At 55.6% G+C, this 15,600-nt stretch carries 10 protein-coding genes; 7 read left to right on the top strand and 3 right to left on the bottom strand.

What is annotated here, in order from left to right; all coding sequences use genetic code 11:
* The 5 genes from QZR21_RS04440 to QZR21_RS04420 all read left to right on the top strand — a co-directional run.
* Positions 1-895 (top strand): exonuclease SbcCD subunit D C-terminal domain-containing protein (locus tag QZR21_RS04440; RefSeq protein ID WP_296973972.1); only part of this gene is annotated, 895 nt, incomplete at its 5' end.
* A complete protein-coding gene (locus QZR21_RS04435) occupies positions 892-3,513 on the top strand; it encodes an SMC family ATPase (RefSeq protein ID WP_296973969.1) in 2,622 nt (873 codons plus the stop codon). The genes QZR21_RS04440 and QZR21_RS04435, both read left to right, overlap by 4 nt.
* Before the next feature lie 371 nt (positions 3,514-3,884).
* The gene (gene dnaB, locus QZR21_RS04430) at positions 3,885-5,255 is read left to right on the top strand and encodes a replicative DNA helicase (RefSeq protein WP_363143005.1); all 1,371 of its coding nucleotides are present in this window, start codon (positions 3,885-3,887) and stop codon (positions 5,253-5,255) included.
* A 342-nt stretch (positions 5,256-5,597) separates the two neighbouring features.
* Positions 5,598-6,347, top strand: coding sequence for a uracil-DNA glycosylase family protein (locus QZR21_RS04425; RefSeq protein ID WP_296096810.1), 750 nt, complete (start codon positions 5,598-5,600; stop codon positions 6,345-6,347).
* A gap of 70 nt (positions 6,348-6,417) precedes the next feature.
* The gene (locus tag QZR21_RS04420) at positions 6,418-7,638 is read left to right on the top strand and encodes a L,D-transpeptidase family protein (RefSeq protein WP_296096813.1); all 1,221 of its coding nucleotides are present in this window, start codon (positions 6,418-6,420) and stop codon (positions 7,636-7,638) included.
* Positions 7,639-9,350: 1,712 nt separating this feature from the next.
* On the opposite strand, the gene QZR21_RS04415 is transcribed toward QZR21_RS04420, so the two are convergent.
* The 3 genes from QZR21_RS04415 to QZR21_RS04405 all read right to left on the bottom strand — a co-directional run bounded on the left by QZR21_RS04415 (position 9,351) and on the right by QZR21_RS04405 (position 12,322).
* The gene (locus QZR21_RS04415; protein ID WP_296096816.1) at positions 9,351-9,806 is read right to left on the bottom strand and encodes a hypothetical protein; all 456 of its coding nucleotides are present in this window, start codon (positions 9,804-9,806) and stop codon (positions 9,351-9,353) included.
* Positions 9,807-10,095: 289 nt separating this feature from the next.
* Complete coding sequence (locus tag QZR21_RS04410) at positions 10,096-10,530, bottom strand: VOC family protein (protein ID WP_296096819.1); 435 nt, start codon at positions 10,528-10,530, stop codon at positions 10,096-10,098.
* A gap of 382 nt (positions 10,531-10,912) precedes the next feature.
* Complete coding sequence (locus tag QZR21_RS04405) at positions 10,913-12,322, bottom strand: aspartate ammonia-lyase (RefSeq protein ID WP_296096822.1); 1,410 nt, start codon at positions 12,320-12,322, stop codon at positions 10,913-10,915.
* A gap of 748 nt (positions 12,323-13,070) precedes the next feature.
* Between QZR21_RS04405 and QZR21_RS04400 the strand changes: the two genes are divergently transcribed.
* Entirely contained in the window at positions 13,071-14,099 is a 1,029-nt protein-coding gene (locus tag QZR21_RS04400) for a deoxyguanosinetriphosphate triphosphohydrolase (RefSeq protein ID WP_296096825.1), read from the top strand.
* Between the two features lie 59 nt (positions 14,100-14,158).
* The coding region (locus tag QZR21_RS04395) for an AAA family ATPase (RefSeq protein WP_296973963.1) at positions 14,159-15,600 on the top strand (1,442 nt) is incomplete at its 3' end.

Below are 15,600 nucleotides of genomic sequence, written 5' to 3'. Positions count from 1 at the left end.
GGGGGGGAGCCGGCTCCTCTCCCGGCAGGGACTCTATATCTTCGGGCCCCTTACGTTGGTGAAGCCGGTGATCCTGGAAGACGAGTACGGAAAGGTGGCTTTCCTGCCGCTTCCCTATGCGGAGCCGGCCCGGGTGCGGGTCATGATGAATGCACTGGAAATCCCGGGGGCCGAAGAAGTCCATTCTTTTGAAGAGGCAGAGAAGGCGCTGTCGGACCATGTGCTCTCCCTCCTGCCGGAAGGGGGGAAGGGCATGCGGAAAATCGCTCTCGCCCATGCCTTCGCGGCAGGAGGCAGTCCTTCGGAGTCGGAACGGCCCCTTTCCATCGGCGGTTATGACCGCATCAGTGATACGGTTTTTGCACCCTACGACTACACGGCCCTGGGCCATCTCCATCGTCCCCAGAAGACGGCGGCCGATTCGGAAAAGATGCAGTACAGCGGAAGCCTCATGCGGTATTCCTTTGATGAGGTGAACCAGAAGAAGGGGGTCATTGTGGGGACCATCGATGGAAATGGAGAGGTCCATACCACATTCCATGGGCTCACTCCCCTTCATGAGGTACGGATTCTCAAAGGGCTTTTTGATGACCTCATGGGAGAGGGCGTGGAGCCTTCGGAGGATTACCTGCAGATCGTGCTGTCCGATGAAAAGCCGGTGATCGATGCCATGCCGAAGCTGAGGACGAAGTTCCCTAATGCGCTGGGGGTAGAGCAGGACATGGGCTATAAGGAAGACAGCGGAAACCGCCATATCCATCTGGAGAAAATGAGCGATGAAGATATCCTGAAGGACTTTGTCCACCATTTCCGGGACCGGGACCTGACGGAGGAGGAAGAGAAGCTGTCTCTCGCCATCTGGGACAGGGTGTACAGGAAGGAGAATGCACAATGAAGCCTTTGAAACTCACCATGCGGGCTTTCGGCCCCTATGCGGGGGAGACGGTCATTGATTTCGAGAAACTGGAAGGCCGTCATCTCTTCCTCATCTGCGGGCCCACGGGGGCCGGGAAGACCACTATCCTCGATGCCATGTGCTACGCCCTCTACGGGAAGACCAGCGGCGATCGGACCGGAAGCCACATGCGGAGCGACTATGCCTCCACGTCCCAGAAGACGGAAGTTATTTTTGATTTCATAATCGGCGGGAAAACCTACCGGGCCACCCGGAGCCCGGAGCAGCTCATCGATAAGAAACGGGGCAAGGGCCAGACAAGGGCGGCCATGCAGGCGTCCCTGTCGGAACTGGAGGATGGGAAAGAAGTGAGGACCCTCCGGACAGGTATCGAAGAGGCGGCGGGCAAGCTCATCGGCCTCAATGCCCAGCAGTTCTGCCAGGTCATCCTGCTGCCCCAGGGGGATTTCCGAAAACTCCTGGTGGCGAAGGCGGAGGACCGGGAAGCCATCCTGAAGCAGCTTTTCAAGACCCAGCGGTTCTCCGATTTCCAGAATGAACTGCGGATTTCCATGAATGAACTGGCAAAGACCAATGCCGCAGAAAAGACGGAGCTTGCCACCACATTTTCCATGGTCCATGCTGCCGATGAAAAGGAACTCTCCAGGGAAATAGAGGACACCGTCCGTTTTCTGGAGGGAAGGGGAAAAGAAAAGGAACGGCTGGAGGGAGAGTATCGGAAGTTCCGAAAAGACTACCAGGAGGCGGCGGTGGCAGCAAACCACTACGAACTGCTGGAGAAGGCGGAGACCCAAATGGCAGAACTTTCCTCCCAAAAGGAAGCGGTAGAGCAGGCAAAGGAAGACCTGAAGCGTATCCGGAGTGCCAAAGCCCTGGCGGCGTACTTTGAAAACCTGGAGAAAATCACGGCTGACGGGAAAAAGGCCAGCGCCCAGAGAGAGAAGGCCAAAGAGGAAAGGGACAGCCTGGTGAAAGAACTCGATTCCCTGACGACCCAGGGGAAGGCGCTGGATGACCGGAAGGAGGAAATGGGCAAGCGGCAGCAGGATATCGCAGTCATGATGCAATGGCTGCCGAAGGCAAAATCCTATGGCGCCGCAAAGCGGGAAGTGGACCGGCTCTCGGCCAGCGCCGATGAAGCGTCGAAGGAAGCAGAAAGGCTTACGGCAGAGGCAGAAAAGGCAAAAAACGTCCGGGATGGAGCACTGAAAAAGGCGGAAGCCATCCGGCGGGACTACATCTTCGGTCAGGCCGCCATCCTGGCCAGCCAGCTGAAAGAAGGAGAACCCTGCCCGGTATGCGGGGCGGTGCACCATCCAAAGCCTGCCATTTCCGACAGGAAGCTGCCCACGGAGGCAGAAGTGAAACGGATCCAGACGCAGGCGGACAGGGCATCGGCGGACTATGAAGAGAAGAACCGCATGGCCCGGGATTACCAGGTCACCGCCTATGTGTCTGCGGTGACGGCCCTGGGAAATGCCCAAATGAAACTGAAGACCCTGGAAGACGTGCCCGCTGCATTCCGGGATCCCCTGGTGCTCCGGAAAGAAATGAACCGGCTCCATGGTTCCATTGAGGACTGGGAAAAGGAACAGGCCGAGGTCCGGGAAAAGCGGGAAAAGGCAGCCTCCCTACACGGCGCCTGGGATGCCCGGTACAAGGCAGCCGATGAGCAGCGGGAAAAACTGGTGGAAGATTACAATAAAGGGAGACAGGCCCTGGAAGAAAAGGCGCTGGCCGAGGGGTTCAAAGACCTCGCAGAATGCCGGAGCTGGTACGAAAGGGCAGGGGACGAAGAAAAAGTGGCCGCTGCCATTCGTGCCTATGAAGAAAAACGGCAGGGCACGGAAAAGGTACTGTCCGATGAGAAGGCTTTCCTTTCCGGAAAGGATAAGCCCGACATGGCTACCCTGGGAGCAGAAGACCGCCGGCGGAGGGGGGATATCCAGGCCCTCCTGAAACAGCAGGCGGATGGGGAAAACCGGGAAAAACAGCTGGAAGAGGCAGCGGCCCGGGTGAAGGACATTTCCCTCCGCCATAAAAAGACAGAAAAGGACCTGTCCCTGGTTTCCGGACTCTATAACCTGGCCAGAGGAGAGAAATCCCGGATTTCCCTGGAACGGTATGTGCTGGGAGCGCTTCTGGACGAAGTGGCGAAGATGGCCAATGAACGGCTCTATGAAATGAGCCACCACCGCTATACCCTGCGCCGCATGGCAGGGGATACGACGGAGGGAAAGGGGGGATTGACCCTGGAAGTGTCCGACAGCTTTACTGGCCGGTCCCGCCCCGCCAATACCCTTTCCGGCGGCGAGACCTTCCTGGCCTCCCTGTCCCTGGCTTTGGGCCTGGCAGACGTGGTGCAGGCAAAGCAGGGAGGCGTCCGGCTGGATACCATGTTCATCGACGAAGGATTCGGCACCCTGGACCCGGAGGCATTGAACAGCGCCATGAATACCCTCATCGATCTCCAGAATACGGGCCGCCTGGTGGGCATCATTTCCCACGTGCCGGAGCTGGAAGAGCGCATTGATGCCCGGCTGAAGGTGACCCCTGCCAGGAACGGCAGCACTGCGGAATTTGATATTGCCCAGTGAGGCGATTCTCTGGAACGCCGGGCGTGTGACTGGGGCTAATGGTGGTGGGTCCCCTCGCTGGCGCTCGGATAACCGGGCGGCCGCTTCGCTTAACAGGAAGGGAAAACTTATATAACGCGGCAAAGCCGCTTAAGAACCTTATGCCCCCCGCTTTGGTAAGGCGGCAGCCTTACCAAAGCCACAACCAGGTCGGGCCAGCGCAGCGGTGCCCGACCTGCAACCCTTAGCCCCATTCACCCGTTTATGCCACCCATATGGTAAAATATAAGACATAACTAAGTACACAAGGAGGCATTCATTTGGCTGATTCATTTCAAGACAAAAACTTCCAGCCCAAGAAGGAATGGAAGAAAAAATCTGATACCGACACCATGATCGTATCCCGGGTGCCTCCGCAGAATATTGAAGCGGAGAAATCGGTACTGGGAGCCATGCTGCTGGACAAAGACGCCATTCTCACGGCGGAGGATGTGCTGACGGCTGCCGATTTCTATCGGGAAGCAAATGCCATCATTTTCCAGGCCATCCTGAATCTGTCCCACCGGGGAGAACCGGCGGACATCCTGACGGTGACGGAAGAACTGAAGCGAATGGGCCGCCTGGACGACGTGGGCGGCGTGCTCTACGTGAATGAACTGGCGGCCAACGTGGTGACCACGAAGTCCGTGGACCGCCATGCGGAAATCGTGGCGGGGAAGGCGAAGCTCCGCCGCCTCATCGATGCCGCCGGCACCATCGCCGACGAAGCCTACTCCGAAAGGCAGGACGTGGCGGATATTACGGACGATGCGGAAAAGTCCATCCTCGAAGTGACGAGGGATGAACGGCGGTCAGACTTCACCCCCATCGGAGAGGCCGTACAGAACGAACTGCAGGAAATCACCCGGAAATTCAAGAACAAGGAATCCATCACCGGCCTGGCCAGCGGATTCCCGTCCCTGGATGCCCTGACAAGCGGGTTCCAGAAGGGGGATTTCATCATCGTCGCTGCCCGCCCGTCCATGGGTAAAACGGCCTTCGTCCTGAATATCGCAAAGAATATGAGTATTTCCTCGGCCCATCGGAGCGTGGCCTTCTTCTCCCTGGAAATGTCCAGGGAACAGCTGGTACAGCGCCTGCTCTGCTCTACGGCCCTGGTGGACAGCTCCCGGCTCCGGACGGGCCGCATTTCCACCCAGAAGGAATGGGACCAGCTGGCCAATGCAGCCAGCGTCCTCATGGATGCGCCCCTCTATATCGACGATACGCCGGGCATTTCGGTATCGGAAATCCGGTCCAAGTGCCGCCGCCTGAAGGCGGAACATGGGCTGGACATCATCATGATCGACTACCTCCAGCTCATGCAGGCCAAGAACGTATCCCGGAACGGGGATAACCGGCAGCAGGAAATTTCCGAGATTTCCCGGTCCCTGAAGAGCCTGGCCAGGGAACTGAACGTGCCGGTCATTGCCCTGTCCCAGCTCTCCCGAAGCGTGGAATCCCGGCAGGACCATCGGCCTTTCCTGTCGGACCTCCGTGAATCGGGGTCCCTGGAACAGGATGCGGACATGGTCAGTTTCCTGTATCGGGAAGCTTACTACAACCGGGAAATCGAAGACGATGACCCCAGAAAGAATGAGACCGAAGTCATCCTGGCCAAGAACCGTAATGGCCCGGTGGACACGGTGAAGCTCCACTTCGCCGGACAGTTCACCCTGTTCTATGAAATCACAAACCAGGAGCCCCCGCCGGATATGCAGTGAGTGCTGGAAGAAGGGAATATTCTCATTTTTGTGAGTACGATTGGAGTCAAGGTGGCTCAAGGGGAATGCCTTCGGCAAGGTGGCTGAGGGGAAACGCCCTACGGGCGAGGGGGAGGTGCGGCGCATCATATTTTAAAGCGCCGCGGAGTTTGTATTTTGCGGCTTCGCCGCTTATTACATCATTCGTGCCGCATTATGAATTGTTGCGGCACACCTTCCCCTCGGCCGAAGGCCGTTCCCCCTGAGAACCCTGAGCCACCTCAGCCACTTTTCGGGCCGAATGGCAAACCCGTTATTCGTCCTGTTGTGGCTCGTATGTATAAGAATCGCAAGGTGATACCATTGGATTTATTTGGACGGGAGGATCCCGAAGAATATGCGGCCCGCAGGCAGCGGGAGCTCCGGGAAGAAACCGGAGAAAGGACAGAATATGGCTCCCATGAAGAACTGGCGAAGGCCATCCGTACCTGCAGCGCCTGCCATCTTCGGAAAGAAGGGGGCCTGGGGCCCGTTCTTTCTTCAGGCCCCGCAGACGCACCGCTCATGGTGGTGGGTGAAGGCCCCGGGGGCGTGGAGGATGATTACGGGGCTCCCCTGATCGGACCTTCCGGCCAGCTTTTGGACAAAGCCCTTTACTCCGTCGGTATCACCCGGGACCATGTATATGTGACGAATATTGTAAAATGCCGTCCCCGGGGCAATCGGACTCCCACCATGGAGGAAGGCCGCTTCTGCGGCGCCCTGTGGCTGGAGCAGGAAATCCGCCTTGTACAGCCGAAGGTTATCGTAGGCCTCGGAAAGGTGGCACTCCGATTCTTCCTGGGCCGGGAAGCGGGGATCATCCGCAGCCGGGGCCACTGGATCGACTACCACGGCATTCCGGTGATGCCCACCTTCCATCCGGCTTACCTGCTCCGGCAGAGCGGGCGGAGCCTGGTGGACGCCAAATGGCAGGTATACTACGACCTTCTGGCGGCCAAGGAAAAGGCGGCGGCCCTGGCACCGGACTGGGTGTGGAAGAGTGATTCCATGCCGGACCTTTTGGGCAGTCTGTCTGAGGAACGGAAGAGAAGGCACGAAGAAGCTTTTTAAAAAGAAACAGGGAGTCCCTGTTTCCTCACTTTTATCTATTTTTTCATTGTTTTTGGAGAGGGGAAATCCATTGTTAAAGAAAATCATGCTGGCCGCAGCCATCTGCGCGGCTTTGGGAACCTGTACCATCGGCGCTGCCGATATTTCCGCCCAGGAACCGGCCCGGGAAGGGGAAGTCACCGTCATTAAGGGAAAAGTCATCGAAACGGTGATACCGAAAAAGGCCCATAAGAAAGAGGCAAAGGCTGCCGTGAAGCAGGAAACAGAGACCGAGGAAAAAACGGCGGTGAAGGAAGAAAAGCCGGAGAAACAGGCTGTGGAGAAGACTGTTGAAAAAACGGAAGTGAAGAAAGCCTCTCCTTCCAAGACCGCTCCGGCCAAAGAAACGGCGGCTGTCAAAGAAGAAGTGAGAAAGGCGGACGAAACGGCGCCGGCGAAGCCCCGGTTCGAGGACAAGCGCATTGAAATCAACCTGGCCAGCCGTCTCCTCACCCTGTACCAGGGGGACGTGGGCATCCGCATGTATCCCATTGCCCCGGGCAAGCCCGATTCTCCTACCCCCACGGGACGGAGAACGGTGATTGACATGGAAAAGGATCCCACCTGGGTGGACCCTGACAACCCGTCTGTCACCATTCCTTCCGGGCCGGACTGCCCCATCGGCTACCGGTGGATCGGTATCGGCGGCAACTACGGCATCCATGGCACGAACCGGCCTTCCGCCATCGGCACCTATGCCTCTCATGGCTGCGTCCGCATGAACGAGGCGGATGTGGAAGACCTCTACAACCATATCGTCATGGGTATCCCCGTGGACATCATCTATGAACGGGTGGTGGTACAGGAAGAAGCGGACCATACGGTGGTGTACTATATCTATCCCGATGGCTACGGCAGGGAACCCCTAGATGTGGCCACGGTGAAACAGAAACTGGCCCCCTTCGGCGTGTCTGCCTATGTTTCCGATGACGACGTACAGGAGGCCATCAATGCCTCCGACGGCGATCCGCGGTACGTGGTGAAGGTCTACGACCTCTATGTGAACGGAAAGAAACTGGATGCCCGGGCCTTCGGGAAAGACGGCCACGTATACCTGCCGGTGATGGCCGTGGCCAAAGCATTGGGCATCCGTGCTGAATGGTCGCCGAACTGGAACCGCATCCGCACCGCAAACGGAGAAGCACCGGCGGTACTGAAGAATCGGTCCCTTCTCATCGATGCAGCCGATGCACCGACTCTCTTCCATGTGAGCGGTACACTGGATGACCATTACAATTACGATCTGAAGTAATTCTATAAAGAAAAAGTCTGTGGAGAATGAATCTTCACAGACTTTTTCTTTATAATTAGGAATGAGGATTTAGGAATGAGGAGTAGTGGAGGCGGCGCACAAAATGGGAAGCGCCGCCTTTTGAGTCTCTATCGCGGCTTCGTCGCAGCGGAAGCCCTGCATTCCCGACCACAAGAAAGATTTCGGGATTCGTCGAAGCTGTAGCGATTTTGGACTGCAGTGTCATGGGGCATTCTTCCTCCGTTCGAAATGACGGGGGATGGGATAGGGAAGTATACAGGAAAAACGTTTTCAGCAAAATGATATCTTCCCTCACCTCGTCATTTCGAGCGGTGGTACGCGCCGGAGTGAGGGAAAACATAAGAATGAAATGTGAGAAAGAGTCGAGAAATCTCCCAGATAAATGGATATGACGGTGTTACAACGCTAATATCATGGGGGAAAAAACCTGTAATCCCGAACACAAGAAAGATTTCTCGACTCGTCGAAGCTGTAGCGATTCTTAGCTGCAATGTCATACAGCATGCTGCCACCGCTCGAAATGACGGGGGAGTGGGGAGTGTTATCATTCCGGAATACCATGTTCACGCTGGAGGCTCTATCGTTTGACGCGTGCCCCCTTGGAGAAGGGGGGCAGCCCAAAGGGCGGGGATGGATCCGCCTCGAAGAGGCGGAATCTGCGAAAGAGATGGAAAAGTTGAAATACTCGATATTCCCGAACACAAGAAAAATTTCGAGTCTCCTCGAAGCTGCAGCGATTCTGGGCTGCAGTGTCATGGGGCATTCTTCCTCCGCTCGAAATGACAGGGGTGGGATGGGAAAGTATACAGAAAAAACGTTTTCAGTAAAATGACTTCTTCCCCTTAACGTCATTTCGAGCGGTGGTAAGCGCCGGAGTGACAGTACCTGTAAGAATCGTATGAGAGAGTGAGTCGAGAAATCTCCCGGGTAGATGCCTGTGACGGTGTTACAACCCTGACAGTGCAAAAAAGGTGCTGAGGGGTAACGCCCTGCGGGCGAAGTGGCTCAAGGGTAATGGCCTTCGGCCAAGGTGGATGTGGCGGCGCACAGATTGGGAAGCGCCGCCTTTTGAATTTCTACCGCAGCTTCGCTGCAACGGAAATCGGCGGAAAGCCCTGTATTCCCGACCACAAGAAAGATTTCGGGGCTCGTCGAAGCTGTATCGATTCTTAGCTGTAGTGTCATGCAGCATGCTGCCACCCGTGGGGAAGCGTGTCACTGGATTCTCGGTTGCTTCGCTCCCTGCAGCACGGCTATCAGCGACTCACAACAATTTGTGCGTCGCTTCGCTCCTTCAAATTGTGTTCGCTGCTGTGACTCCAGTTCCCTTGCCACCGCTCGAAATGACGGGGGAGTGGGTAGTGTTATCAATCCGGAATACCGTGTTCATGCTGGAGACTCTATCGTTTGACGCGTGCCCCCTTGGAGAAGGGGGCAGCCCAAAGGGCGGGGATGGATCCACCTCGAAGAGGCGGAATCTGCGAAAGAGAGGGAATAGTTGAAATACCCTGTATTCCCGTTCACAAGAAAGATTTCTCGGCCCCTCGAAGCTGTGCAATTTTAGGTTGCAGTGTCATGCGGCATACTCACACCCGTGGGGAAGCGTGTCACCAATCGAAATAATGGGAGTGGGTCATGTCATATTTCCTGAGACTCCATGCCCACTGGCTATGGCCCCGGGAAGGCCAGGTCTATTCCCAGTCTTCCCAGCGGTTGGGGAAGATGAAGGCCAGGACTGTCCCCACGAGGAGGATGGCGTACTTGATGCCGGAGGGCATGAAGAGGTCCGCAATGATGTACATGAGGATTACCACCGCCGCCAGTTCCCTGCCCCTGGGGTATACTCTATACCGCTGGATCCAGGAGGCGCCGAGGATGACGTTGGAAATCAGGGTCATTATCAGCTGTAAGGCGCCGATGAGGACCAGGTTCTTTGCGAGGTCCAGATGGAGCAGGTACACTCCGGTCATGAGGCCGATAGATAGGATCACTGTGATGATGACAATGGGAAGCCGCTTCAGGAAGGCTTTCCGGGATATGGTCTTACGCACGTCCAGGGGAGTCTTCTTCCAGGTCAGGAATGCGATAATCAGGGCAGAGAGTACGTACTCCGCCGTAAAGAAAAGGTTGGATTGGTATGGATTCAAAGTGATTTGCCTTTCTGAATATAATATGGCGTGGCGAGCAGCTCAATCGGGTAAATGGGGCTAAGGGTGGTGGGTGAACATCGCGGTGCTCGTTCACCGGGTGGCAGGTGCTTTGCACTGGGGGCATGAGGTGGATTCGCCGCCTTTGGCGGCCTTTCAACCTTATGCCCCCGCTTTGAGAAGGCATTAGCCTTCTCAAAGTTACAACCCGGTTGGCAAGCGAAGCGATGCCAACCCACAACCTTCAGGCCCATTCATACGATTGGAACGATTACGTATACATTAATCTCTATTCATCCGCCAGTTCTTCGTCATTTGCGGCGAAGGGGACCGGGGCGGATTCCTGCTTTACGTACCGGGCAATCTCTATGAGGTTTCCGTCGGGATCCCGGAGGTAGATGCTCTTCATGGGGCCCCGGGCGCCATGGCGGTCTACGATGCCCGTGATCAGGGGAGCCTCTTTGCTTTGGAGTTCGGAAAGCACCTGCTCCATGGGGGTATCGGTGATGAGGCAGAGGTCGATACTGCCGGACAGGGGATAGGCGGCAGCAGGCTGGAATTCGCCGGGCCTTTTGTGGATATTGATTTTACAGCTGCCGAAGTGGAGGGAATACCGGCCATTTTCTTCCCGTACTTCCATGTCCAGTATATCTTTGTAGAAATGGAGGCATTCCGGGAAATGGCTCGTGGTGAGGACGATATGGTCAAAGTGTAACAGTTTCATGGGTTTCTCCTTCCAATGCCCAGGGGGCCTTTGGATACCTGATTTATTTATCCATTGTACCGATTATTGACCGAAAGTGCAATTTTGGAAATCAAAAAGCAGTACCGATGAGGGTACTGCTTCGAGGTGCATTGCTGATAGGAATGAATGGGGCATAAGGGTGGTGGGTGAACCTCGCTGCGCTCGTTCACCGGGTTGCAGGTGCTTCGCACCGGGGGCATAAGGTGGATCTGCCGCCTATGGTGGCTGAACGCCCTTACGTCCCCGCTAAGGTAAGGCGCCAGCCTTGCCTTAGCCACAACCCGGCTCACGAGCGCAGCGAGGAAGCCTGCCACCCTTAGCCCCCATCCACATGGTTGAGCCAACGGTTATTTTCCCGTCGTCACTTCGCCAGGAGGTCCTTGCCGCCGGCGATGCCGGGATGGGTCATTTCATAGGGCGACAGGATCCGTTCCATGGCGGAGGCAGAGACGAGTTTCTTTTTCAGGATGATTTCCCGTACCGGCTCGCCGGTGGTGTAGGCTTCTTTGGCGGTGGCAGCGCACTTTTCGTAGCCGATATGGGGCAGGAGGGCCGTGATGACGCCGACGCTGTGGTCTACCCAGTACTGGCACTGTTTTTTATTCGCTTCCAGGCCTTTCAGCAGTTTTTCATTGAATGTGTTCACAGCGTTTGTGAGGAAACGGAAGGAATTGAAAATGTTGTAGGCAATGACCGGTTCCATGACGTTCAGTTCCAGCTGGCCGTTCTCGCAGGCCAGGCTGATGGCGGTATCGTTGCCGATGACCTGGTAGCAGGTCTGGTCCAGCACTTCCGCAATCACCGGGTTCACCTTGCCCGGCATGATGGAAGAACCGGGCTGCCGGGCGGGCAGCTTGATTTCATTGAGGCCGCAGCGGGGACCGGAAGCCATGAGGCGGATGTCGTTGGCCATCTTGATGAGGGCGAGGGCTGTCACCTTCAGGGCAGAAGAGACTTCGGCGTAGCAGTCGGTGCAATTCGTGGTGTCCACCAGGTTCGGCGCCGTTTCGAAATGGTATCCCGTGAGGTCGGAGAGTGTATAGGGGAAGAGGCGGATGTATTCCGGTTCCGCATTGAGGCCGGTGCCTACGGCGGTACCGCCCATGTTCAGGTCTTCCAGGCTCCGGAGGGAACGGGTGATGCGGCCGATGGAACGGCGCACCATGGAACCGTAGGCATCCATTTCTTCGCCCAGGGTAATGGGCACCGCATCCTGCAGGTGGGTGCGGCCCATTTTGATGACGTCTTTGAATTCTTTGCCCTTGGCTTCGAAGCTTTCGGCCAGATCGATGAGGGCTTCATTGAGGACGCTGGCTTTGTACATGAGGCACACCTTGATGGAGGTGGGGAATACATCGTTCGTGGACTGGGCCATGTTGCTGTGGTTATTTGGCGAAATGATATCATACCGTCCCCGCGGGTAGCCGAGAATTTCCAGGGCCCTGTTGCAGAGGACTTCATTCATATTCATGTTGATGGAAGTGCCGGCACCGCCCTGGATGGGATCCAGCGGGAACTGGTCGTTCATCTTTCCGCTGATTACATCATCCGCTGCTTTCACAATGGCGCTGCCGATGGTCTCATCCATGCGGCCGGTTTTCATATTGGTGAGGCAGGAGGCTTTCTTCACGGTAGCCATGGCCTTAATGAAATCCGGGTCCAGGTGGGCACCGGTAATCTGGAAATTTTCCTTAGCCCTCATGGTCTGAACTCCGTAATATACATCATCAGGTACTAACTTTTCTCCCAGAAAATCATGTTCCTTGCGCATTTTTGAATTCCTTTCCATGCACTTTGTGCAAATCAGATGGGGACATTTATGCCTAAAACTCATTTATAACTGAAAGAGGCGGGGATGCCCTCTCCCCCAAGAAGGCATCCCCGCCATGAGAAAAGGCGTCTGATAGAATGGTCTATCAGACGCCTTTGTCGGTACGTTCAGTTATGTGAAGGAATCATTCCTTCATCTGTGGACAAGTGTACACCTGTTTATGGTGACTGTCAAGAGGTGTAAAGGATTAGAAATTTTTGCGAATAAGTATATACTTATTCGAGGAGATGCCGATCGAAATGGCGGTTGGAGGAAAGTGTCAACATTCCGGAATACTGTACTCATTCCGAAGAATCTATCCTTCGTCGGCGGGGCTGCAAAAGGAAGACGCTTTATTGCGCAGAAAAAGAACCAACCTGGGCCCTGCTCAGAGGTCCTATGCCGGACCTCTGCATCTCGAGCGGTGGTAAGGGGTGGAGTGAGAGAAGCCGCAAAAGTAGTATGTGAGGAAGAGTCGGGAAATCTTTCCGGTCAATGACCATGACAGTATTACAACTGCAGAGTCCGGTGAGAAAAAAGCCGGTATTCCCGAGCGCAAAGGAGATTTATTGACTTCTCAAAACTGCAGAACCTCAATTCTTCCTTTTTCCCCATTTCCCTGTATCCGCTGATGTTATAATAAAGGCAGAAAACGATTAAAGTAATCCCACAGGATTCAGCGGGAAGTTTCTGCAAAGGAGGAGACCCTATGCTGGTTCGGGAACGGAGTGAAGAAATTGAGAAGAAAATACTCTGCCATCGGGCAGCTTTTGCAGTTCATGCGAAGCGGGACCGGGAAGAGAAGAAGGATCCACTGCGTACGGATTTCCAGCGGGACCGGGACCGGATACTCCACAGCAATTCCTTCCGGCGGCTGAAGCATAAGACCCAGGTCTACATCGCTCCCCGGGGCGACCATTACCGCACCCGCATGACCCACACCCTGGAAGTCGCCCAGATTGGCCGTACCATGGCCAGGGCTCTCCGGCTGAATGAGGACCTGGTGGAAGCCATCGCCCTGGGCCACGACCTGGGCCATACGCCCTTTGGCCATGTAGGGGAGCAGGCACTGCAGGAAATCTGCGGACATTTCGAGCATAACGAGCAGAGTGTCCGGATTGTGGAAAAACTGGAAAAGGACGGTCAGGGGCTGAACCTGACGAAGGAAGTACGGGACGGCATACTGAACCACTGCGGTCAGCTGAAAGCCCATACCCTGGAAGGATGCCTCATCAAGTATGCCGACCGCATTGCCTATCTCTGCCATGACTATGAGGATGCGGAAACCATGGGACTCATCGGCCCCGATGATCTGCCGCCGGATGTGGTGGCGAGAATCGGTGTTACCCATTCCTCCATGATTACCGCCATGGTCACCGATGTGGTGACCCATTCCATGCAGGATGACGGCGATGGCATCCATATGTCCGAAGAGGGAGACCGGGTACTCTCGGCATTCCGGAAGTTCATGTTTGATGAAGTATACATGTCAAGGGCCCTGATTCCGGACAGGAAGCGGGGCAGCAACGTGGTGAAAATGCTCTATAACTACTATACGGAAAAGCGGGCGGACGGCTCCTACCACGAGACCCGGCTTCCGGAGAAACAGGTACGTCTGGCGGGAGGAAATATTCCCCTGGCGGCGGTGGATTATATTTCAGGACTCACCGATAATTATGCAATCAACCTGTTTGAGGATATCTTTGTACCCCGGTATTGGACATTCAAGAAAGAATAAAATGGAGCCGGGATTCCGGATTCTATTATTTACCTATATATATATAAGGAGGCTTGCTGATGGAAGACGTGAAAGACCTGATAGGTCGCCTCATTAATCATGTAGACGGCAGCAGCATTTCCGAAGATGAACTGAAGCGGCAGGTAAATGCCATTTACAGTATTTATGCCGGCATTGTGGGGTCAGAACAGATCATAGTCCAGGCCAGCCGGTATAATGCATTGAAATATATACATGACGAGGACCCAAAGGTCCGGCTTGTGGGCATGGAACGGCTCATCCTGGAAAGCAGGGACTACACGAGGATACCGCTGGATGAGGAAATTCCCGCTATCCTTGGAAAACTGGAGGACAAGCTGGCGGATATGCTGGCCCGGCAGGCTGTGGAACGGCAGTTGGAGGAAAAGATTACGGACCGGCTGGAGGAGCGCCACCAGGAATACGTCAATGAAATCAGGAAGGAAATCATCGACGAAGAGTCCACGGACACCGAGACCCCCCAGAGCCGGCACAAAATGGAAAAACTGGAAGCCCTGGACCGGGTAAAGCTCACAGGCACCATCATGAATAAAGTTCGGCCTCGGAATCTTTCGGAAATCGTGGGACAGGACCGGGCGGTCCGGGCTATGGCATCCCGCATTGCTTCGCCTTATCCCCAGCATCTGCTCCTCTATGGGCCACCGGGGGTGGGGAAAACTACGGCGGCCCGGCTCGTACTGGACGAAGCCAAAAAGCTTCCCTATACGGCATTCGGGGAAAAAGCGCCCTTTGTGGAATGTGACGGTACCACCCTCCGCTGGGATGAGCGGGACATGACGAATCCCCTCATCGGCTCTGTCCATGACCCCATTTACCAGGGGGCCAGCAAGGAACTGGCGGACGACGGCATCCCGGAACCGAAGCCGGGACTGGTGACAGAAGCCCACGGAGGTATCCTTTTCATCGATGAAATAGGGGAATTGGACCCGATGCTGCTGAATAAGCTTCTGAAGGTGCTGGAGGACAAGCGGGTATATTTTGAGTCCGCCTATTATGATGAAGACAACCCTGCCGTACCGGCGTACATACGGAAGCTCTTCAAGGACGGGGCTCCGGCGGATTTCATCCTCATCGGCGCCACTACGAGGCAGCCCTCTGAAATCAATCCGGCCATCCGGTCCCGGTGTGCGGAAGTATTCTTTGATCCCCTGCAGCCGAAACATGTGGTGGAAATCGTAAATAACGCCGCAGAAAAGCTGGATGTTACCCTGGAAGACGGGGTGGCTGAGCTTATCAGTACCTATACCATGGAAGGCCGGAAGGCGGTGAGCCTCCTGGCCGATGCCTATGGACTGGCGGTGTACGAATCCGGGTCTTCCGATGATGTGGTCATTACGAAAGAACTTATGGAACGGACAGCCCGGGCCAGCCGGCTCTCTCCCTGGGTGACAAAGGTAAAAACTGACACAAGGGGAATAAGAGCCTGCTCTGCAGCCGACCTTGCAACCGGAAATTATATTAC

The organism is uncultured Dialister sp. (genome assembly GCF_900541605.1).
GTDB lineage: Bacteria > Bacillota > Negativicutes > Veillonellales > Dialisteraceae > Dialister.
The sequence above is the reverse complement of the archived record's forward strand: the minus strand, read 5'-3'. Positions and strand labels throughout refer to the sequence as shown.